At 71.4% G+C, this 21,103-nt stretch carries 20 protein-coding genes; 9 read left to right on the top strand and 11 right to left on the bottom strand.

Features of this window, described 5'->3' with window-relative positions:
* Positions 1-5 precede the first annotated feature (5 nt).
* The 4 genes from ACS5RC_RS19520 to ACS5RC_RS19505 all read right to left on the bottom strand — a co-directional run bounded on the left by ACS5RC_RS19520 (position 6) and on the right by ACS5RC_RS19505 (position 3,586).
* Positions 6-407 carry a PTS sugar transporter subunit IIA gene (locus tag ACS5RC_RS19520; protein WP_478345565.1) on the bottom strand — a complete coding sequence of 134 codons (402 nt, stop codon included), beginning with the start codon at positions 405-407 and terminating at the stop codon, positions 6-8.
* 125 nt (positions 408-532) lie between these two features.
* Positions 533-1,024 carry an HPr kinase/phosphorylase gene (locus ACS5RC_RS19515; RefSeq protein WP_478345564.1) on the bottom strand — a complete coding sequence of 164 codons (492 nt, stop codon included), beginning with the start codon at positions 1,022-1,024 and terminating at the stop codon, positions 533-535.
* Positions 1,025-1,037: 13 nt separating this feature from the next.
* A complete protein-coding gene (locus tag ACS5RC_RS19510; RefSeq protein ID WP_478345563.1) occupies positions 1,038-2,828 on the bottom strand; it encodes a stimulus-sensing domain-containing protein in 1,791 nt (596 codons plus the stop codon).
* 47 nt (positions 2,829-2,875) lie between these two features.
* Complete coding sequence (locus ACS5RC_RS19505) at positions 2,876-3,586, bottom strand: response regulator transcription factor (RefSeq protein WP_478345562.1); 711 nt, start codon at positions 3,584-3,586, stop codon at positions 2,876-2,878.
* A 377-nt stretch (positions 3,587-3,963) separates the two neighbouring features.
* Here ACS5RC_RS19505 and ACS5RC_RS19500 point away from each other — a divergent pair, with 377 nt between their 5' ends.
* The 4 genes from ACS5RC_RS19500 to ACS5RC_RS19485 all read left to right on the top strand — a co-directional run bounded on the left by ACS5RC_RS19500 (position 3,964) and on the right by ACS5RC_RS19485 (position 8,688).
* Entirely contained in the window at positions 3,964-4,788 is an 825-nt protein-coding gene (locus ACS5RC_RS19500) for a HugZ family pyridoxamine 5'-phosphate oxidase (RefSeq protein ID WP_478345561.1), read from the top strand.
* Between the two features lie 74 nt (positions 4,789-4,862).
* On the top strand, positions 4,863-5,063 hold the full coding sequence (locus tag ACS5RC_RS19495) for a hypothetical protein (protein ID WP_478345560.1): 201 nt from the start codon (positions 4,863-4,865) through the stop codon (positions 5,061-5,063).
* A 259-nt stretch (positions 5,064-5,322) separates the two neighbouring features.
* Positions 5,323-7,128 carry a translation elongation factor 4 gene (gene lepA, locus ACS5RC_RS19490; RefSeq protein ID WP_478345559.1) on the top strand — a complete coding sequence of 602 codons (1,806 nt, stop codon included), beginning with the start codon at positions 5,323-5,325 and terminating at the stop codon, positions 7,126-7,128.
* A gap of 507 nt (positions 7,129-7,635) precedes the next feature.
* The gene (locus ACS5RC_RS19485) at positions 7,636-8,688 is read left to right on the top strand and encodes a class I SAM-dependent methyltransferase (RefSeq protein WP_478345558.1); all 1,053 of its coding nucleotides are present in this window, start codon (positions 7,636-7,638) and stop codon (positions 8,686-8,688) included.
* A 119-nt stretch (positions 8,689-8,807) separates the two neighbouring features.
* Here ACS5RC_RS19485 and ACS5RC_RS19480 read toward each other — a convergent pair whose 3' ends face one another.
* Complete coding sequence (locus ACS5RC_RS19480; protein WP_478345557.1) at positions 8,808-10,802, bottom strand: putative bifunctional diguanylate cyclase/phosphodiesterase; 1,995 nt, start codon at positions 10,800-10,802, stop codon at positions 8,808-8,810.
* A 148-nt stretch (positions 10,803-10,950) separates the two neighbouring features.
* Positions 10,951-11,241 carry a DUF6894 family protein gene (locus tag ACS5RC_RS19475; protein ID WP_478345556.1) on the bottom strand — a complete coding sequence of 97 codons (291 nt, stop codon included), beginning with the start codon at positions 11,239-11,241 and terminating at the stop codon, positions 10,951-10,953.
* A 306-nt stretch (positions 11,242-11,547) separates the two neighbouring features.
* Between ACS5RC_RS19475 and ACS5RC_RS19470 the strand changes: the two genes are divergently transcribed.
* The 3 genes from ACS5RC_RS19470 (at position 11,548) to ACS5RC_RS19460 (ending at position 14,038) form a co-directional block, all read left to right on the top strand.
* Positions 11,548-13,173 (top strand): ABC transporter substrate-binding protein, encoded by a 1,626-nt coding sequence (locus tag ACS5RC_RS19470; RefSeq protein ID WP_478345555.1) that lies wholly within the window; start codon positions 11,548-11,550, stop codon positions 13,171-13,173.
* Between the two features lie 91 nt (positions 13,174-13,264).
* A complete protein-coding gene (locus ACS5RC_RS19465; protein WP_478345554.1) occupies positions 13,265-13,714 on the top strand; it encodes an N-acetyltransferase family protein in 450 nt (149 codons plus the stop codon).
* Between the two features lie 66 nt (positions 13,715-13,780).
* A complete protein-coding gene (locus tag ACS5RC_RS19460) occupies positions 13,781-14,038 on the top strand; it encodes a hypothetical protein (protein ID WP_478345553.1) in 258 nt (85 codons plus the stop codon).
* Between the two features lie 2 nt (positions 14,039-14,040).
* Here the strand turns inward: ACS5RC_RS19460 and ruvB are convergent, their stop codons facing one another.
* From ruvB to ACS5RC_RS19445, 3 genes are all read right to left on the bottom strand, one after another.
* Positions 14,041-15,078 (bottom strand): Holliday junction branch migration DNA helicase RuvB, encoded by a 1,038-nt coding sequence (gene ruvB / locus ACS5RC_RS19455; RefSeq protein WP_478345552.1) that lies wholly within the window; start codon positions 15,076-15,078, stop codon positions 14,041-14,043.
* Positions 15,079-15,095: 17 nt separating this feature from the next.
* Positions 15,096-15,338: a DUF6894 family protein gene (locus tag ACS5RC_RS19450; RefSeq protein WP_478345551.1), complete on the bottom strand. Its 243-nt coding sequence runs from the start codon at positions 15,336-15,338 to the stop codon at positions 15,096-15,098.
* Positions 15,339-15,452: 114 nt separating this feature from the next.
* Entirely contained in the window at positions 15,453-16,589 is a 1,137-nt protein-coding gene (locus tag ACS5RC_RS19445; RefSeq protein ID WP_478345550.1) for an aminotransferase class I/II-fold pyridoxal phosphate-dependent enzyme, read from the bottom strand.
* Between the two features lie 84 nt (positions 16,590-16,673).
* Between ACS5RC_RS19445 and ACS5RC_RS19440 the strand changes: the two genes are divergently transcribed.
* Positions 16,674-17,915: an adenosylmethionine--8-amino-7-oxononanoate transaminase gene (locus tag ACS5RC_RS19440; RefSeq protein ID WP_478345549.1), complete on the top strand. Its 1,242-nt coding sequence runs from the start codon at positions 16,674-16,676 to the stop codon at positions 17,913-17,915.
* An 11-nt stretch (positions 17,916-17,926) separates the two neighbouring features.
* Here the strand turns inward: ACS5RC_RS19440 and ACS5RC_RS19435 are convergent, their stop codons facing one another.
* Positions 17,927-18,610: a spermidine synthase gene (locus ACS5RC_RS19435; RefSeq protein ID WP_478345548.1), complete on the bottom strand. Its 684-nt coding sequence runs from the start codon at positions 18,608-18,610 to the stop codon at positions 17,927-17,929.
* Positions 18,607-19,836, bottom strand: coding sequence for a TIGR03862 family flavoprotein (locus tag ACS5RC_RS19430; protein WP_478345547.1), 1,230 nt, complete (start codon positions 19,834-19,836; stop codon positions 18,607-18,609). Before ACS5RC_RS19430 ends, ACS5RC_RS19435 begins: the two co-directional genes overlap by 4 nt.
* 195 nt (positions 19,837-20,031) lie before the next feature.
* Between ACS5RC_RS19430 and ACS5RC_RS19425 the strand changes: the two genes are divergently transcribed.
* The gene (locus tag ACS5RC_RS19425) at positions 20,032-21,057 is read left to right on the top strand and encodes a TerC family protein (RefSeq protein ID WP_478345546.1); all 1,026 of its coding nucleotides are present in this window, start codon (positions 20,032-20,034) and stop codon (positions 21,055-21,057) included.
* Positions 21,058-21,103 lie beyond the last annotated feature (46 nt).

The raw sequence follows: 21,103 nt of genomic DNA, 5'->3' as shown, positions 1-21,103 counted from the left end.
CGGCCCTACTTCCCGGCCAGCACCCGGGAGGCGACGTTGATGTACTTGCGCCCCGCCTCCTGGGCGTGGAGCACGGCGTCGCCCAGCGATTCCTCGTCGCGGACGCTGGCGAGCTTGATCAGCATCGGCAGATTGATGCCGGCAACCACCTCGACGGCGCCGCCATTCATGCAGGAGAGCGCGAGATTCGACGGCGTGCCGCCGAACATATCGGTGAGCACGACGACGCCCGTGCCGGTATTCACGCGGCCCACGGCGGACATGATGTCCCGCCGGCGCAGCTCCATGTCGTCCTCGGGGCCGATCGTGATCGTCTCGATCTGCTCCTGCGGGCCCACCACGTGCTCCAGAGCGGCCTTGAATTCGGTCGCGAGCATGCCGTGGGTGACGAGCACCATGCCAATCATCGACGCGTGTTCCGACGTCCTGTGAACCGGGCCGCCATGTTGTGCATCGCACACATTAACACAAGGCAGTCGCGACGTTTTGCTCGAACTAACGCCACAATCATGCCACGGAGGCCGCCGGCGCGCTATGGGCCGGCGCGCGGCTCGGCGCGCTCGGCCGCGATGTGCGGCTGCGAAGCCACGCTCAGGGCGCGCAGGACCAGAATCGGGGCCAGCCCCGTATCGCGCAGGGCGCGGTCGAGGCGCAGCCGCGGCAGCTCCACGCCGAGGATCTCGCAGCGGTCTACGGCCTCGGACGGCATCCGCGGCAGGCTCTCCACGAGATCGACCACCAGCCGGACGATGCAGGCCGGTTCGGCGGGCGCCGGGACGATGCCGATTCCGCGGATCTCGATCCGCCCCGCGATGGCCGGGTGCGGCCGCGCGACGAGGCGCCCGTGCCGGGCGGCCAACCGGATCCGGTCGTCGCCCACGAGGGCGCCGTGGAGTGCCGAGCGGTCGGCCCGGTCGATCAGGGCGAGCGCCAGGCTCGACTTGCCGCTGCCTGATTCGCCCCGGATCAGCACGCCCGCCTCGCCGAGGACCAGGCAGCTGGCGTGGCAGGTGAGCGCGGTCACGGCCCGGGCCGCCTCAGGCGCTGGCGAGCTGGCGCGGCGCGGCCGGCAGGCGCACGATGAAGCGCGCCCCGCGCACGGTGGGCTCGCCATCCTCGTTGGCCGGGCCCGGCCGGTTCTCGGCACGGATCGAGCCGCGATGGGCCTGGACGATCTGGCGCGAGATCGAGAGGCCGAGGCCGGAATTCTGCCCGAAGCCCTGCTCCGGCCGGTCGGTGTAGAAGCGCTCGAAGATCCGCTCCAGAGCGTGCTCGGGGATGCCGGGGCCCTCGTCCTCGCAGATCATCTCGACCTCGCCGCGCACCCGGCGGAGCGCCACACGCACCTTGGCGTCGGAGGGCGAGAACGAGCGCGCGTTGTCGAGCAGGTTGTTGACGACCTGACCGAGGCGGCTGTCGTGGCCGATGATCGCGAAGGGCGAATCCGGCTCGCCGGCCGGGGCCTCGATGTCCAGCTGGATCAGGCAATCCTTGGCTCTGCGGCGCTCGTTGGCCACCGAGACCACCGTCGTCAGCAGGCGGCGCATGTCGACGCGCCGTGCCTCCGCCCGGGCGAGCTCCGCATCGAGGCGCGAGGCGTCGGCGATGTCGCTGATCAGCCGGTCGAGCCGCTTCACGTCGTGCTGGATGATCGCCATCAGGCGCCCGCGCGAATCGTCGGTCTTGGCGAGCGGCAGGGTCTCGACCGCGCTGCGCAGCGAGGTCAGCGGGTTCTTCAGCTCGTGGCTGACATCGGCCGCGAAGCTCTCGATGGCGTCGATGCGCCGGTAGAGCGCCTGGGTCATGTCCCGCAGGGCGCCCGAGAGATGTCCGATCTCGTCGGTGCGGTCGGTGAAATCGGGAATCTCCTCGCGGGTCTTGATGCCCATCCGCACCTTTTCGGCGGCCTCGGCGAGGCGCCGCACCGGCCCCGCGATGGCGCCGGCGAGAAGGATCGAGAGCACCACCATGATCAGCGCGGCGACGATGAAGACCTGGAACAGCCCGAAGCGCTCTGAGGCGATCACCCGGTCGATGGCGTCGCCCTGGGTGGACAGGAGCAGGGCCCCCCGGACCGAGCCCGCCTTGTGGATCGGCACCGCCACCGAGACGGTCGTCTCCCCGATGGTGTTGCGCCGGACGAGGCTGCCGCGGGCGCCGGCGAGGGCGGTCTGCACCTCGCGCAGGGAGTGCCCGTTGGCCGGCCCGATCTCCTCCTGCGGCTTGCCGCGGCCGCCGAACAGGGCGGCGATGCGCGTCTGCACGAAGTCGAAGGCCTGCTCGAGGACGTTGCGCTTGTGGGTCGGTATGGCGTCGCCCCGCGCATCGGCGCGGTTGAACAGCGAGCGCGTGTCGAAGAGCAGGCCGCCCTCGCGGTCGTAGACGCGGGCGCGGTTGCCGGTGGGCGTGACGAGGCGGGACAGGAGCGGCGCGACGCGCTCCGGGTTGAGGGAGAATGCGAGGGGCGAGGCCTCCTCCTCGCCCGCCCCCTCCCCGGCCTGGTCCTGCAGCAGCTTGTCGGGATCGATCCTGATCGCGTCGGTATCGACGGAGGCCGACGAGGCGATGGCGCTCGCGATGATCTCGCCCTGGATCGCGAGGCTCTGCACGCGGGCCTGGATCAGCCCCTGGCGGAACTGGTTCAGGTAGAGGAACCCGACCAGAAGGGCGATCAGCCCGACCAGGTTGAGCACGACGATGCGGCGGGTCAGGCTCGACGCCGCCCGCTGGCCGATCCCGCCCCAGAGGGCGCGGGGCCAGCCGAGCGGAGAGGTCAGCGGACGGCCGAACAGGCCGCGGCGCGGGGCTTCGTCTGTGGTGGACGGCACGATGCGGGGCGATCTCGCGGAGCGGAGGCGGGGACCGGCGGAGCGGCTCAGCTCTCCTTGAAGCGGTAGCCCACGCCGTAGAGCGTCTCGATCATGTCGAAGCTCGTGTCGGTGACCTTGAACTTCTTGCGCAGGCGCTTGATGTGGCTGTCGATCGTGCGGTCGTCGACGTAGACCTGATCGTCATAGGCCGCGTCCATGAGGGCGTTGCGGCTCTTCACAACGCCCGGCCGGTGGGCCAGGGCCTGTAGGATCAGGAACTCCGTCACGGTCAGCGTCACGGGCTCACCCTTCCAGGTGCAGGTGTGACGCTCGGGGTCCATCATCAGGGCGCCGCGCTCCAGGGAGCGGGCCGCCGCATCGGCTTCCCGGGCGGGGGCGCCGGGACCCTCCTTCGGGGCGAATCGGCGCAGGACCGCCTTCACCCGCTCGACGAGGAGGCGCTGCGAGAACGGCTTATGGATGAAGTCGTCGGCGCCCATCTTGAGGCCGAACAACTCGTCGATCTCCTCGTCCTTCGACGTCAGAAAGATCACCGGAAGGTCCGATTTCTGCCGCAGGCGCCTGAGAAGCTCCATCCCGTCCATGCGCGGCATCTTGATGTCGAAGATCGCCAGGTCGGGCGGCGAGTGGCGCAGGCCGTCCAGCGCTGAGGCGCCGTCGGTGTAGGTCTGGATCCGGTAGCCCTCGGTTTCGAGGGCGATCGAGACCGATGTGAGGATGTTTCGGTCGTCGTCGACGAGGGCGATGGTGGGCATGCGCGGTCCCTGACTGAAACGGCGGCGGCGGCGCCCGGCCCTGGAGAGCCGGGTCCGGCCCCGGCCGGGGCAGGCGTGATCGCGAGGCGGCCGGGCGGCGATCGCAGCACGCCCGCTTCGCGTGGAAGGGACAGGTGCTTTAGTATGAACCTGCCAAAAAAGCGAGCGTCGGTCGTAGCTTGGCCGTATCCGGCCGCTCACGCGACGGTGAACGCATGCGGTTCTCGGGCACCCTCCGAGGGCCCACCCGCCCCGCGCGGGCTGTAGATTCCGGCATCGGCACCGCGGGATTCGGCCCGAAACGTCGCGGGCCGCCCCCCTCGCTCCGCCGCCCGATCGGCCTATGATCGGCCCGGGATTTCAGCGGGGCGGGCGCGATGGCAGGCACGGACGAGGGCGCGGTGACGGAGGGCGGTGAGCCGGGCCGAGGAGCAGCCGAGGGGCGTGGCCCGGCGCGGCCCTTCCCCGCGGCGGAGGCGAATTTCGACGCGATCGGCCTCGCGCGTGAATTGCTGCGCACGATTCGCTCCGGCGCGCTGGCGACGCTGGAGCCCGACGGGACGCCCTTCGCCTCGCTCGTCACCATCGCCACCGACCTCGACGGCACGCCGCTGATGCTGCTGTCGCGGCTCTCTGCCCATACCCGCAACCTGATGGCCGATCCGCGCTGCTCGCTGCTGTTCTCGGCCGGCGGCAAGGGCGATCCCCTCGCCCATCCGCGCCTGACCGTCGCGGGCCGGGCGGAGCGCACGCCGGATCCGCGCGCCCGCGAGCGCTTTCTCGCCCGCCACCCGAAGGCGAAGCTCTACGCGGACTTCCCCGATTTCGGCTTCTTCGCGCTCGCCCCCTCGGCCGGGCACCTGAACGGCGGCTTCGCCAAGGCCGCGACGCTGACCCGCGAGGAGCTTCTCCTCGACCTCTCCGGCGCCGAGGCGATCGTGGCGGGCGAACGCGGCGCCGTCGAGCACATGAACGCCGATCACGCCGACGCCCTCGCCCTCTACGCGGGCAAGGCCGGCGAGGGATCGTGGCGCCTCACCGGCCTCGACCCGGAGGGACTCGACCTGATCGCGGGCGATCGCACCGCCCGCGTCACCTATCCGGAGCGAATCAGCGACATGGGGGCGTTGCGCAAGGCCCTGGTCGCGATGGCGGCCGCCGCACGGGCCGGCGCGGCGCCGGGCGCGCCGGATCCTTCGTGACAGATTCGCATTCGCACGCGGCGCATGCGCTCGTGGGTATGGCGCGAGCCGGCGCTTCGCTCCATATAGGCGCCATGAGCGATATACAGTCCGACACCTACCCCTTCAGCCTCGACGTGCAGCCCGTTGGAGAAGCCGGCAGCCTCTTCCAGTGGAGCATCCGCAAGAACGGCAAGCTGCACCAGCGCTCAGACCGCAAGCATCCGAGCGAGGCCAAGGCCCGCGCGCATGGCGAGGCCGAGATCGAGCGCCTGATCCGCGACCGCGGTCGCTGAGCCTCCGGCCAGCCCCGCAGGATCGCCCGACAGGCTTGCCCGACGCGGGATGGCCGCGACGCCGCCCGCGCTTGGCGTGCTTGCGTGCCGCTGCTATCCCCGCGCCGACCGACGTTCCCCCGACATCAGACGGCGCAGGCGGACCGGCCCCTGAGATCCCTCACCGATGCCCCTCCCCGGGGCATCCGCGCGTCCCTGCCAGGCGCGGCGTGGTGAGGCGGTCTCGGAGGGAGGGCCTGCGCGCCGGAGACCATCGCCGATGACGACCGCGCCCATCGACAACATCCGCAACTTCTCGATCGTGGCGCATATCGATCACGGCAAGTCGACTCTGGCCGACCGCCTGATCCAGGCGACCGGCACCGTTGCCCTCCGCGACATGAGCGAGCAGATGCTCGACTCGATGGACATCGAGAAGGAGCGCGGCATCACCATCAAGGCGCAAACCGTGCGCCTGGAGTATCGCGCCGACGACGGGCGCGACTACATCCTCAACCTGATGGACACGCCCGGCCACGTGGACTTCGCCTACGAGGTCTCGCGCTCGCTCGCGGCCTGCGAGGGCTCGCTCCTCGTCGTCGACGCGAGCCAGGGCGTCGAGGCGCAGACGCTCGCCAACGTCTACCAGGCGCTCGACGCGAATCACGAGATCGTCCCGGTCCTCAACAAGGTCGACCTTCCCGCCGCCGAGCCGGAGCGCGTCAAGGAGCAGATCGAGGAGGTGATCGGCCTCGACGCGTCCGAGGCCGTGCAGATCTCGGCCAAGACCGGGCTGAACATCGAGGCGGTGCTGGAGGCGATCGTCAAGCGCCTGCCCCCGCCGAAGGGCGACCGCGACGCGCCCCTGAAGGCCCTCCTCGTCGATTCCTGGTACGACGTCTATCTCGGCGTCGTGGTGCTGGTGCGCGTGGTCGACGGAGTGCTCAAGAAGGGCATGACCATCCGCATGATGGGCGCGGACGCCGCCCACGGCGTCGACAAGATCGGCGTGTTCCGGCCCAAGATGCAGGACATCGGCGAACTCGGCCCCGGCGAGGTCGGCTTCCTCACCGGCTCGATCAAGGAGGTGGCCGACACCCGCGTCGGCGACACCATCACGGAGGACAAGCGCCAGACCTCGGCGATGCTGCCGGGCTTCAAGGACGTCCAGGCGGTGGTGTTCTGCGGCCTGTTCCCGGTGGACGCGGCCGAGTTCGAGACCCTGCGCTCGGCGATGGGCAAGCTCCGGCTGAACGACGCCAGCTTCTCCTACGAGATGGAGACCAGCGCGGCGCTCGGCTTCGGCTTCCGGTGCGGCTTCCTCGGGCTGCTGCACCTCGAGATCATTCAAGAGCGGCTGGAGCGCGAATTCAACCTCGATTTGATCTCGACGGCGCCCTCCGTGGTCTACCGCCTCGCCATGCGCGACGGTGAGATCAAGGAGCTGCACAACCCCGCCGACATGCCCGACCCGATGCGGATCGAGGCGATCGAGGAGCCCTGGATCCGCGCCACGATCCTGACGCCCGACGAGTATCTCGGCGGCGTGCTGAAGCTCTGCCAGGACCGCCGCGGCGTCCAGATCGACCTCAACTACGTCGGCAAGCGCGCGATGGTGGTCTACGATCTGCCCCTTAACGAGGTGGTGTTCGATTTCTACGACCGGCTGAAATCGATCTCCAAGGGCTACGCCTCGTTCGACTATCACGTCTCCGACTACCGCGAGGGCGACCTCGTGAAGATGTCGATCCTCGTCAACGCCGAGCCGGTCGACGCCCTCTCGATGCTGGTCCACCGCACCCGGGCCGAGAGCCGGGGTCGCGCCATGTGCGAGAAGCTGAAGGACCTGATCCCCCGCCACCTGTTCCAGATCCCCGTCCAGGCGGCGATCGGCGGCAAGATCATCGCCCGCGAGACCATCCGGGCCCTGTCGAAGGACGTCACCGCCAAGTGCTACGGCGGCGACATCTCGCGGAAGCGCAAGCTCCTCGACAAGCAGAAGGAAGGCAAGAAGAAGATGCGCCAGTTCGGGCGCGTCGAGATCCCGCAGGAAGCCTTCATCGCCGCGCTGAAGATGGACGATTGAGGCGGCCCTCGCTTTTGTGAAAGCGGGCCCGACGGGTCGTCGCTAGGATCGCGGCGCCGGATCACCGGGAGCCGGTCCTGCGACCCTCCCGTCGGCGCCGGCGAGTTTCCGAGCCCGAACTCCGACCCGCCCCGGCCTCGCCGCGGCGGGTTTTTTCCTGCGCGCGCGTCACCGCGCAGAGCGATCGACCGATCTGAGCAAGCCGCATTCACGGATCCGTGAGCTTGGCAAGACCGGGCAGGCCCGAAGTGGGCATTTTTCATGGCCGCAGGGTTAATGTGAGGTTGGTTCAACCCAAAGATGTGTACAACCTGGGGTTTTGGTGGATAACTCGTCGCTCGGGTGCGGTGCATTCTGCGCAGAAGATTAGCGATGCGTTAACTCAAGTTACGGGGAAGAACACGACCTCATCGTGCAGCCGATTGGCGCCCCCTCAGCAGCTTGGGAAAGCCTATCATGAGCACAGTTTCGGCTCCGCTTCTGCGCGCCCGCAGGAGCCGCGCCACGATGTCTGTTCGCCCGCGGCCCCTATTCCCGCAGGTGACGCTCCCTGCCGAGGCGAAAGTCTCCGAGGACGCGGAATCGCACCTGACCGGTCCGCTGCTGTCCGCGGATCAGCTTCTCCTTCGCGACGCCCTCCGGGCGCGGCTCGACGCGCTGTCCGCCGATGCCGCGGCGGTCGCGGATCCCGCCCTCACGGCGGACCGGCTCATCGCGACGTTGTCCGTGATCCGCTCCGAGATCGATGAGGGCGCGTGGCGGGATGTCGCCCTGCCGACAATCCGCGATCACGCCCTCGGCACGCTGGCGCGAGAATGCCCGTTGACGCAGCATTCCTTCACGCGCCCCCGCGGCTATCCGGGCGACGCCGGCCTGCTCGACCTCGTCTACGGTCACCCGGACGCCGATCCCGTCGTCGCCCGGGCCAGCGCGGCCGGCCGCGCGGTGTACGGCGTCACCCGGGACGTGGCACCGTGCGCATCGGTGCGCGAACGCCGGACCATCCTCGCCGGGGCGATCGACGACGCGGCGGCGCGCCAACCGGGCGCCCAGGTGCTGGCGGTCGCCTGCGGACACCTGCGGGAGGCCGAGATCAGCACGGCCCTCCGGGACGGCCGCATCGGCCGGCTGGTCGCGACCGATCAGGATCGCGACAGCCTCGCGGTCGCCGCCGCGCATGCGAGCCGTCTGCCGTCCGCGATCGAGACGCGGCGCCTCAGCGTCCGCGACTTCATCGCCGGGCGCCACGGCCTGATCGGGTTCGACCTGATCTACGCGGCCGGCCTCTACGACTACCTTGACGACCGGATCGCCGCCCGCCTCACCCGCCGCCTCTTCGCGCTGCTGAACCCCGGCGGTCGGCTCCTCGTCGGCAACTTCCTCGTCGGGTTGCGGGAGGACGCCTACATGGATGCCTACATGGATTGGCAGCTGCTCCTGCGCTCGGACGCGCAGATCCGGGCCTTCGCGGGCGAGATCTCCGACAACGACATCGGCGGCTTCAGCTATCGCACCGACGCCGCGGGCCAGGTCGGCTATCTCGAGCTGGAGCGCGCCTAGGGCGGTCCGGCCGAGCCCGTCCGCCGGGGCGGGCTCCGCGAAGGAGGGCGGGACGCGGATCCGCGGGCGCTCCCTGTGGCGACGCGATCGGGCTCGCCTCCCGGCGGCGGGGCCCGCGATCAGGCCGCGGATGCCTGGGCGCGCGCCCGCTTGTCGGCGAGAAAGGTGTGCAGGGCCTCGGCCGTCATCGGCCGGCCCAGGTGGAAGCCCTGCGCGAGATCGACCGGCCAGTCGCGGATCTGATCGAGGTGGTGGGGGCCCTCGACGCCCTCGATCACCGTGGTGAAGCCGGCATTGTGCACCAGCCCGATCATGTCGGACAGCATCCGCGCCCCGCGCGGCGAGGTGCTGGCGTGCAGGAACGAGCGGTCGAGCTTCACCGCGTCGAACGGCACGCTGCGGATGCAGGACAGACCGGCGAAGCCCGTCCCGAAATCGTCGAGCCAGATCTTCACGCCGAGGGCGCGCAACTCGGCCATGCCGGCCAGGACCTCGGGCTGGCTCTCGATCTCGAGCCCCTCGGTCACCTCCAGGGCCAGCCGGCCGGGCGCCACGCCCGTCTCGGCCAGGATCGCCGCGACCGCCAGGGGAAAGCCGGGGGCCCGGAACTGCACGGCCGAGACGTTGACGCTGGCGCAGGGCAGCAGACCGCTGGCGAGCAGGTCGCGGCAGACCGTGTGGATCGCCCAATTCCCGAGTTCGACGATCATGCCGTTGCGCTCGGCGACCGGGATGAAGCTCGCGGGCGAGACCGGGCTGCCGTTCGGGGCCGTCAGGCGCATCAGGGCCTCGGCGGCCGCGACCGCGCCGGTGCGCGCGTCGATGATCGGTTGATAGACCATCGCGACGCGCCGCTGCGCCAGGGCGGTGCGCACCAGATCGGCGACGCTGTCGTGCAGGTCGAGGCGTTCCGGATCGTTCCGGTCGAAGACCCGGACGCAATTCCGGTCGCTCGCCTTGGCGCCGTAGAGCGCGCGGTCGGCCTCGGTCACCAGGCGCTCGACCTTGGAGCCCACGATGTCGGCGCAGAAGGCGGCGCCGACGCTGACGGTGATCACCGCCGACCGGTCCGGGCGCTGGTCGTGGGCGATGCCCAGGCTCTCGACGCTGCGGCGCACGGCTTCGGCGAGCAGGCCCATCTGCTCGCGGGTCGGCACCCGCGCCAGCAGGATGAACTCTTCGCCGCCGAAGCGTCCGAGCGTCGCCGGGAAGCCCTCGACGACCGCCTCCATGGCGCGCGCCACCGCCACCAGGCAGCGGTCGCCCTCCTGGTGCCCGTAATGGTCGTTGAAGCGCTTGAAATAGTCGATGTCGATCAGGATCACCCCGAAGCTGTCGCCCGTGCCCTGCCATGCCTCCCAATGGGTGCGCAGGGCCTCGTCGGTCGCCCGTCGGTTGGCGAGTCCCGTCATCGCGTCCGTGGTCGAGAGCCGCAGGAGCGCGGCGCCGCGCTGCTCGACCTCCTGCTGCCGCATCTCGGCCTGAACCGCGTTGAGGAAGACGTGGTAGCGCTCCTGGTTCAGCTTCCAGTTGACGAACAGGGTGAGCGCGTAGGTCGCGATGTAGAGGGTGCCGACGGCGACGGCGTAGCCGAGGCTGACGTGGAACACCGTCACCAGCGCGAGCAGGAAGCTCGCGGCGATCACGCCCGACGTGAGCAGCGCGAGGCGGAAGGTGAAGTTGAAGAACAGGTTCGAGACCATCATGAAGATGATCCCGAAGGTCAGGTAGTACGACGCGCTGAGGTGATGGTCGCTGTAGCTCGCGAGCCAGAGCCAGACCCCGTAGCCGGTCACCACCGCGGCCGCGCATTGCTGGTCCACGAGCGGCAGCGAGACCCGGTAGGTGACCTGCAGGTTGATGCCCGCGATGAAGACCACGCCGATCACGAACCGGGCCGGGATCGTGTAGGTCACCACGTCGCTGATCAGCACCGCGTCGGTGATCGAGAACAGAATGTAGAGGACGCCCGCGATCCAGGCCGCGACCCGCACGTCCTGACGCTGCGTCGTCGCCCTGCGCTCCCAGTAGAGCTGGCGCAGGGCGTCGGAGCGCGGCTGGTGCCAGCGCTTGGTCAGCTCTTGGTCGATCAGATCGAGGGCGCTCGGCAACATGGCTGGGTCCGATTGTGGACACAGAAGACGCCGAACCGCTTTCCGAACCGTGAAGCCGCGATCTTGAGTTGTAAAATGGTGAATCGGCTCGCTCAGGGCGTTCGCAGGCGAGGCGCTGGGCGGCCCGCGCTGGCGAGATCGCGAGCCCTCAGGCGGTGCTGCCCGGCCGCCGCGGCCCGCGCCCGCGCCGCCGGTCCCGCGGTCCGTCGGGCTCGAGTTCGCTGAACGGCACGGTGAAGAGCGGCCGGTGCTCGGCATCCGCCACGGCGAAGCGGTAGCGCGTGAGCTGCGGGTTCCGGGCGCAATCCTGGTGCGAGGTGAACCCGGCCCCGTGCCGGGCCGTGGCCAGGGCGTCGCGGTCGTCCGCGCAGTCGAGGCCCTGGTAGTCGAGGCAGACGAGGCCGGATCCGGATTGAACGTCGAAGAAGTATCGCGGCATGGCGTGCTCCGTCCCGCCCCGTGATGCCCCGGTTGTCGCCCCGGATTCGCGCACCCACTCTGCGCCGCGCGCCGAACTCTGTCACGCCGCAGTGCCGCACCCGCAGATGCACTGCACCGCATCGATGCGCGCCGCCCGGATGAAAGATCTGCCGCCCGCTCCGACTGCGACGCGACGCGGCTTTGTCGCAGCGAAGCTTGGCCTGTTCCTTGCTGTCGGGCCGCGAGCTTTTTCCGGCCGGAAAGGGCGCGGGTTCGGTTCGCCGGCAGGCACACCGCCCGGTCTCCATCGAGTGAGTCTCAACCCATGCATGCCACACCTCTGACACGCCGCTCGGTCCTGGCGGGCGGTGCCGCCCTGGCCGCGCTCGGACCGACCGGGGCGTTGCTGGCGCAGGGCGGGCGGGGCCCCTCCGGGACGCTCACCTACGGCATCTCGATGACCGATCTGCCGCTGACGACCGGTCAGCCGGACCGGGGCGCGGGCGGCTATCAGTTCACCGGCCTGACCCTCTACGATCCCCTGGTCGCCTGGGAACTCGACGTCGCCGACCGGCCGGGCAAGCTGGTGCCCGGCCTCGCCACGTCCTGGGAGAGCGATCCGGCCGATCGCAAGAACTGGGTCTTCCGCCTGCGCGACGGCGTGACCTTCCACGACGGCTCGGCCCTCGATGCCGATGCGGTGATCTGGAACTTCGACAAGGTGCTCAATAAAGAGGCGCCTCACTTCGATCAGCGGCAGGCGGCGCAGGTGCGACCGCGCCTGCCCTCGGTGGCGAGCTACCGCAAGCTCGACCCGATGACCGTGCAGGTGACCACCAAGGTGGCCGACTCGCTGTTTCCCTACCAGATGCTGTGGTTCCTGATCTCCTCGCCCGCGCAATACGAGAAGCTCGGCCGCGACTGGGCGAAATTCGCCTTCGAGCCGTCGGGGACCGGACCCTACCGGCTCGCGGCGCTGGTGCCGCGGGTGCGCGCCGAGCTCGTGCCGAACCCGACCTACTGGAACCCGAAGCGCATGCCGAAGCTGCAGAAGCTGACGCTGACCTGCGTGCCGGAGGATCTCGCCCGGGTGAACGCGCTGCTCTCCGGCAACGTCGATCTGATCGAGCTGCCCGCGCCCGACGCCGTGCCGCGGCTGAAGGGCGCCGGGATGCGGGTCGTCGGCAACGACACGCCCCATGTCTGGAACTACCACCTGTCGATGCTGGAGGGCAGCCCGTGGCGCGACATCCGCCTGCGCAAGGCCGCCAACCTCGCTATCGACCGCGACGGCGTCGTGCAGCTGATGGGCGGGCTCGCGGCGCCGGCCGCCGGGCAGGTGCAGGCCTCCAGCCCGTGGTTCGGCAAGCCGAGCTTCCAGATCAAGACCGATGTCGATGCCGCCCGCAAGCTGGTGGAGGAGGCGGGCTACTCGGTGAAGAACCCGCTCAAGACCAAGTTCGTGATCCCGACCGGCGGGACCGGCCAGATGCTGTCGCTGCCGATCAACGAATTCATCCAGCAGAGCTGGGCCGAGGTCGGGATCCAGGTCGAGTTCCGCACGGTCGAGCTGGAGGTGGCCTATACGGGCTGGCGGCAGGGCGCCGCGGACCCGAGCCTGAAGGACGTCTCCGCCGGCAACATCGCCTACGTCACCTCCGACCCGTTCTACGCGATCCTACGCTTCTACGATTCCCGCCAGATCGCGCCGAACGGCGTCAACTGGAGCCATTACCGCAACCCCGAGGTCGACGCGCTCTGCGACAAGGTCCGGACAAGCCTGGACCCGGCCGAGCAGGACCGGCTGCTCGCCCGCATCCACGAGATCGTGGTGGACGACGCGGTGCAGGTCTGGGTCGTGCACGACACCAACCCGCACGCCCTGTCCCCGCGCGTGAAGGACTACACCCAGGCCCAGCACTGGTTCCAGGACCTCTCCACCCTCGCCTGAGCGCGGGCGGGGCGAGGGCGAGCGGCCTCCGCCTTGACCCTTGGTTCGCGCCGGCCCAACCAGAGCATCGGTCGGGTCGGCGGAGCGAGAATTGGGAAGCCGGTACGGCCTTGAGATCCGCGCGGCGGCACCCGGAGACGCGCCGGGCCTCGCGGCCCTGTTCGAGGCCTGCGGCCGGCCGCTCGCCGCGCGGGATCTCGGCGAGCGGATCGAGATCCTGCGGCGGGAGAGCGGCATCGTGCTGATCGCGCTCGCCTGGGGCCCGCCGAGCGGCGCGATCGCGCTCCACTGGCGGCACACCCTCGCCGCGGCGCAGGCGATCGCCGAGATCGACACCCTGCTGGTCGCCCCGGACGACAGGCGCGGCGGCATCGGCCGGCTCCTGCTGAAGGCCGGCGCCCAGGCGGCCCGTTCGGCGGGCTGCGGCGTGCTGCGCCTCGGCGCCACGCCCGGGCAGGCGGATCTGACCGCGTTCTGCGAAGCCACCGGGTTCGCCGAGGCCGGCACGTCCTACGAGAGGGCCCTGCGCAAGCGCGGCTGACCGGCCTGCGGCATCATGCGCCGGCCCGGTCCTGAACCCGCGCGGCCGGCGGCCTGTTGGCAGGCCATGTCAGAATCGAAGTCAGACCCGAACGCCGCCGGTCCCGCCGCCGGGATCGTCGATGCCCGCCGCCGCGAGATGGCGGTCGAACACCTGCTGTTCGGCACCATCCGGCACGTCGCCCAGCGCGACCCGAGCCTCCTCGACGCGCTGGATGCCAGCCTCGACCACCTCTGGGACAAGGCGGACGACGGGAGCCGCGACGACGAGGCGGTGCGCGACGTCGCCCGACGCTTCATCAAGAGCCTGCGCGCCGAGCGGTAGCCTCACGCCGCCTCGACGGTCCGGCCGGGCTCGCCATCGGGCACGGCGATTCCGAGGTGCCGGAAGGCGTGGGCGGTGAGGACGCGCCCGCGCGGGGTGCGCTGGAGGAAGCCCTGCTGGATCAGGTAGGGCTCGATGATGTCCTCGATGGCGTCGCGCGGCTCGGACAGGGCGGCGGCCAGCGTCTCGACGCCCACCGGCCCGCCCCCGAAGCTCGTGGCGATCAGCCCGAGATACTTGCGGTCCATCTGGTCGAGCCCGACCGGGTCCACGTCGAGCAGGCCCAGCGCCCGGTCGGCCAGCGCCCGCGTCACCACCGGCGCCTCGGCCACCACCGCGAAGTCGCGCACCCGCCGCAGCAGCCGGCCGGCGATGCGCGGCGTGCCGCGCGCGCGCCGGGCGATCTCGTCGGCGCCCTCCGTCGACATGCCCAGCCCCAGCACCCGCGCCCCGCGCTCGACGATGAGCCGCAGCTCGTCGGTGTCGTAGAAGGCCAGCCGGATCGGGATGCCGAAGCGGTCGCGCAGCGGCGTGGTGAGCAGGCCCGCGCGGGTGGTGGCGCCCACCAGGGTGAAGCGGGGCAGCTCGATCTTGACCGAGCGGGCGGCCGGGCCCTCGCCGATGATGAGGTCGAGCTGGTAATCCTCCATGGCCGGGTAGAGGATCTCCTCCACCGCCGGGTTGAGGCGGTGGATCTCGTCGATGAAGAGCACGTCGCGCTCTTCGAGGTTGGTGAGCTGGGCGGCCAGATCGCCGGCCTTGGCGATGACCGGCCCGGAGGTGGAGCGGAAGTTCACGCCGAGCTCGCGCGCCACGATCTGGGCCAGCGTGGTCTTGCCCAGCCCCGGCGGCCCGACGAACAGCACGTGGTCGAGCGCCTGACCGGTCTTGCGCGCCGCCCCGATGAAGATCTGCAGGTTGGCCCGCGCCGCCCTCTGCCCCACGAACTCCGACAGGCTCAGCGGCCGGATGCTTTGATCCGCGTCGTCGGTCACGGCCTGCGGGGTCAGGAGCGCCCGGGGAAGCGGCTTCGGGCTCATCGCGTTCGCTCCCGGGTTCAGGCCGCGAGCGCCCGTCCCGCCTGGGCGGGGAAGGGCTGGAGCAGGACGCGGCGGCCCTTGAGGTCGTGGACGGTCACGCGCCATTCCGACCAGTCGGTCGGGCCGTCGAGCGAGCGCATCACGTCGGCGGCGACCCGCTCGGCCCGCTCCATCAGCCGGCCCGGCGCGCGGACGTCGGCGCCCTGGGCGTCGAAGACGCACTCGTACCCATTGGTGCAGTGAAAGCGGTATCGCGCCATCGCTCCATCCTCATGTGCCGTTCCGGCGACTCGCCGTCGATATGTTCTACATATGTTCTTAACGCAGTCCAGGGAGGGCCGCCGGTCTGCGACGGATTGCCGGTGCCGGAGCTGTCAGGGGCGGCCGGTCAGGGCGGCCACGCGGGCGGCCAGCGCGTCGACCTGCGCTGCCTCGTGGGCCGCCGAGAAGGCGACGCGCAGGCGCGCGGTGCCGGGCGGAACCGTCGGCGGCCGGATCGCCACGACGAGGAAGCCGTCCGCCTCGAGGGCGCGCGACAGGGCGAGCGCCGCCTCGGCCTCCCCGACGAGGACCGGCACGACGGCGCTCTCCGCCTCGGGCAGGCCGAGGCGGGCGGTGAAGCGCCGGGCGAGGGCCAGGGGCTTGGCGCCGCGTTCCGGCTCCGCCTCCAGGATCTCCAGCGCCGCCAGAGCTGCGGCGGTGGAGGCCGGGGGCAGGCCGGTGGTGTAGACGAAGCTGCGGGCGCGGCTGGTCAGCAGGTCGACCACGGCGCGCGAGGCGCAGAGATAGCCGCCGTAGGAGCCGAGCGACTTCGAGAGCGTGCCCATCTCCAGCGGCGCGCGCGGGCCGCCCTCGACGACGCCGAGGCCGTGCGCGTCGTCGACGAGCGTCCAGGCATCGTGCGCCGCGGCGAGGCCGAGGATGTCGCCGAGCGGCGCCCGGTCGCCGTCCATGCTGAAGACCCGCTCGGTCAGGATCAGGGCGCGGCGATGGCCCGCGCGATCGGCAGCGAGCACCCGCGCGAGGTCGCCGACATCGTTGTGCCGGAAGCTGGCGACCCGCGCCCCGGAGAGCCGCGCCCCCGCCCACATGCAGGCATGGGAGAGTTCGTCGAGGAGCACGAGGTCGCCCCGCCCCGCGAGGGCCGGGGTGATGCCGAGATTGGCGAGGTAGCCGCTTCCGAAGACGAGGGCCGCCTCCGTGCCCTTGTGGCGCGCAAGGCGCGCCTCCAGACGGTCGAGGAGCGGGTGGTTTCCGGTGACGAGCCGCGAGCCGCCGGCCCCGGCGCCGTAGCGCGACAGGGCGTCCCGCGCGGCGGCGATCACCCGCGGGTCCTGGCTCAGGCCGAGATAATCGTTGCAGGAGAAGGAGACGAGGCTGTGCGGGCCGCGGGCCGCGGCCGCGCCGGCGCCGCGCTCGGTCGGGACGAGCCGCCGCCGCAGGGCGGAGGCGTCGAGGGCGGCGAGCTTCTCGCGGGCGAAGGCGTCGAGGCTGGAGTCGAGGCTGGACATGGCCGGCTCATGGCGCCGCGCCGCGCCGCCCTGTCAAGCGGGTCCGGCCTTGACCGGGCCGCCCGGCGCTCCCATCCCGGCCCGATGAGCGCCCACACCCATCTCTGGCGGCCCTACACGCAGATGAAGGGCGCGCCCCCGCCCCTCGAGGCCGTGCGCACACGGGGCAGCCGGATCGTGCTGGCGGACGGACGCGAGCTCGTCGACGGCATCGCGTCGTGGTGGACGGCCGTGCACGGCTACAACCATCCCCACATCGCGGCCGCGGTCGCCGACCAGCTCGCGGCGATGCCGCACGTGATGTTCGGCGGCCTGACCCACGCGCCCGCCGAGCGGCTGGCGTCGCGCCTCGCGGCCCTGCTGCCGGGCGACCTCGACCATGTCTTCCTCAGCGATTCCGGCTCGGTCGCCGTCGAGGTCGCGCTCAAGATGGCGGCCCAGCTCTGGCTCAACCGGGGCATCGCCGGCCGGACCCGGATCCTCGCCTTCCGGGGCGGCTATCACGGCGACACGCTGGGGGCGATGTCGCTCTGCGACCCCGAGGAGGGCATGCACCGTCGCTTCGGCGCCTACCTGCCCGAGCAGATCTTCTGCGATTTGCCCCGCACCCCGGATCAGGCGGCGGCTCTCGACGCGGCGCTGACGCGCCACCGCGACGGCCTCGCCGCGGTGATCGTCGAGCCGCTGGTTCAGGGCGCGGGCGGCATGCTGATGCACGCGCCGGCGGTGCTGGCCCGCGTCGCGGATCTCGCCCGCCGTCACGGCCTGCCGCTGATCTGCGACGAGATCTTCACCGGGTTCGGCCGCACCGGGACCCTGTTCGCCTACGAGCAGGCCGGCATCGTGCCCGACATCCTGTGCCTGTCGAAGGCGCTGACGGGCGGCACGATGGCGCTGGCCGCCACGGTCGCGTCCCGTGCGGTGTTCTCGGAGTTCTGGTCGGACGATCCGGCTGCCGCCCTGATGCACGGGCCGACCTTCATGGCGAACCCGCTGGCTTGCGCCGCCGCCAATGCCAGCCTCGACCTGTTCGAGACCGAGCCGCGGCTGGACCAGGCCCGCGCCATCGGCGAGCGCCTGCGCGTAGGGCTCGAGCCCCTGCGCGGCCGGCCGGGCATCGCCGACGTGCGCGTTCTCGGGGCCATCGGGGCCGTGCAGTTCGACCGCGCGCCCGACCTCCCCGCGCTCAAGGCGCGCCTCGTCGCCCGTGGGGTCTGGGTCCGGCCGTTCGGCGAGATCCTCTACCTGACGCCGGCGCTGACCATCCCGGCGGACGACCTCGACCGCTTGATCGCGGCGGTCGTCTGCGAGGCGCGGCCGGCCTGAGCCAAAGCCGCTCAGCGCCGTCCCGGCCGTGCGGCGAGCCAGATCCGGTGACGGGCGCCGCCGCGGCGGCCGTTCGCCCGGGCGGCGACCTCCTCGACGGCGAAGCCGCCCTCGCGCAGGCGGCGGCTGAAGGCGGCGTCCGGGCCGGCCGACCAGACCGCCAGCACCCCGCCCGGGCGCAGGGCGCGGCGCGCGGCGCCGAGGCCGCCGTGATCGTAGAGCCGGTCGTTGCCCGGATGGGTCAGGCCGTCGGGACCGTTGTCGACATCGAGCAGGATCGCGTCGAAGGCCTCGGCCCGCGCGGCGATCGGGCCGGCGACGTCGCCCGCATGGAGCGTGACCCGATGATCGTCGAGGATTCCGTCGAAGACCGCGGCGAGCGGCCCGCGCGCCCAGGCGATGACCGCGGGGACCAGCTCGGCCACGACGATCTCGGCCGAGGCCGGCAGGGCCCGGAGGGCGGCGCGCAGCGTGAAGCCCATCCCGAGGCCGCCGATCAGCAGCCGGGGCGCGGGCCGCCCGGCCATCCGCGCGCAGGCGAGGTCGGCCAGCGCCTCCTCCGAGCCGCTGAGGCGGCTGTTCATCAGCTCGTTCTGGCCGAGCTGGATCGAGAATTCCTGGCCCCGCCGCATCAGCCGCAGCGTGCCGGCTCCGTCCGGGATCGCGGCGGTGTCGATATGGACCCAGGGAATCATGGCCGCCCCTCCCCTCGCGCCAGCCAGTCGAGCAGGCCCGCCGCCGCCGCCCGGCCGCTGGCGAATGCACCCTGCAGCAGGTAGCCGCCGGTCGGCGCCTCCCAGTCGAGCATCTCGCCGGCCGCGAACAGGCCGGGATGAGACGCCAGCATGAAATGCCCGTCGAGGCCGCCGGTGGCGATGCCGCCCGCCGTCGAGATCGCCCGATCGAGCGATTCGGGCGCGTCGAGCCGCAGCGGCGCGGCCTTGATCAGCGCGGCGAGGCGGGCGGGCTCGGCCGGCAGCGGGCCGCCCGCCGCCTCGCGCAGAAGCCCCGCCGCGACGGGCGACAGGCCCGCGGCCTTGCGCAGCCGCGTCGCCGTCGATTCGCCCGGACGGCTCCGCGTCAGCCGGGCGCAGATCTGGGCTTCCGCCAGATCGGGTCTCAGGTCGAGCCGGAGGATGGCCGAGCCCGACGCGTCGATGCTCTCCCGGAGCAGGCGCGAGAGCGCGTAGACGGCGCCGCCTTCGAGGCCGCCGCGCGTCACCACCATCTCGCCGCGTACCGTCCGTCCGGCGGCCGTCAGCGCCACGCGCTTGACCGGCTCGCCCGCGAAGCGGGCCCGAAACGTGTCCGACCACGCGACGCGAAAGCCCACATTGGCCGGGCGCAGCGGCGCGACCGCGACGCCCTGCCCCGCGAGCAGCGGGACCCAGGACCCGTCGGAGCCGAGCCGCGGCCAGCTCGCCCCGCCGAGCGCCAGGACGGCCGCGCGCGGCTCGCTCCGCAGCACGCCGGACGGCGTCTCGAGGATCAGCGCGCGGCCCTCCAGACCGACGAGGCGGTGGCGGGTGTGGATGCGGACGCCGAGGCTCTCGAGGCGCGCGAGCCAAGCGCGCAGCAGCGGCGAGGCCTTGAAGCGCTCGGGAAAGACCCGCCCGCTCGAGCCCACGAAGGTCGGCTGGCCGAGACCGTCGCACCAGTCGCGCAGAGCCTGGGGCGGAAAGGCGCGGATCGCCGGGGCCAGCAGGTCCGCCGGGTGATAGCGGCCGAGGAAGGCGTCGAGGGGCTCGCTGTGGGTGATGTTCAGGCCGCCGCGCCCCGCCATCAGCAGCCGGCGGGCGACCGACGGCATGCGCTCGTGCACGGTGACCGGGTGTCCGGCGCCGGCCAGCACCTCGGCGGCGGCGAGCCCGGCCGGGCCGCCCCCGATCACAGCCAGATCCTGCTTTTCGCGCGTGGACATCCGGTGGGGAGGCCGTGGACGAAGGGCGTCTGTCAAGCGGCGCCCGCCGCGTCGCGGTGACCGCGCCCTTGATTCACCCCAATCCGCCGCCTAACTGCGGGCATCGGCTGCGGGCCCCTCTGGCGGGTCGCAACACTGCTTGCGTCCGTGATGTCGGAGCCGATGCCCTCCCCAAGGAGCATCCCGGTCCCGCCCATGATGGATCTTCTCTACGTCGAATGGCTCGGCAAGCCGCTCTGGATGTGGCTCGGCTTCCACGTCCTGATCGCGGGGCTGCTCGCCTTCGATCTCGGCCTGCTGCACCGCGACAAGAACCACGAGATCGGCGTGAAGGAGAGCCTCCTCCTCACCGCCTTCTACTTCAGCCTCGGCCTCGCCTTCGGGGGCTGGATCTGGTGGTACATGGGGCCGCGATCCGGCCAGGAATACGTCACCGGGCTCGTGGTCGAGAAGTCGCTGTCGATGGACAACGTCTTCGTGATCGCGATGATCCTCTCCGCCCTCGGCATCCCGCGCGCGGCGCAGCACCGGGTCCTGCTCTGGGGCATCCTCGCCGCCGTGCTGCTGCGCGGCCTGATGATCGGGCTCGGCGCGGCCCTGGTGCATCAGGCCCACTGGGTGCTGTCGCTGTTCGCGGCCTTCCTGATCTATGCCGGGCTCAAGATGCTGCTCTCCAAGGAGGAGGACGCATCGGACTTCCGCGAGAACCGGGCCGTGCGCCTGCTGCAGAAGGGCCTGCGGATCACCCCGGAGCTGCACGGCCAGCGCTTCACCATTCGCAAGACCGATCCCAAGACCGGCAAGGTCGCCACCTGGCTGACCCCGATGGCGCTGGCCCTGGTGCTGGTGAACGGCGCCGACGTGCTGTTCGCGGTCGACAGCGTGCCGGCGATCTTCGCGATCACCACCGACACCTTCGTGGTCTACACCTCGAACATCTTCGCGATCCTCGGCCTGCGCGCGCTCTATTTCGCGCTGGCCGCGATGGTCGAGCGCTTCGCCTATCTCAAGACGGCGCTCGCCTTCATCCTGATCTTCATCGGCGCGAAGATCGTCGTCGCGGACACCCTGGGCCTCGTCGACGTGCCGGCCTGGGTCGCCCTCGTGGTGACGGTTTTGCTGCTGGCGGCCGGGGTGGTCTACAGCCTGTGGCGGACCCGCGGCGAGGTCCATGAGCCCTCGATCGAAGCGCAACGCGACGAGGTTCGCGGCCGGGCCTGATGCGGCGCCGGCCTCGGCCGCGACGGTGCGGCGCGCGTCGGGAGGG

This window comes from Methylobacterium sp. HJ2 (assembly GCF_056431005.1).
The sequence above is the reverse complement of the archived record's forward strand: the minus strand, read 5'-3'. Positions and strand labels throughout refer to the sequence as shown.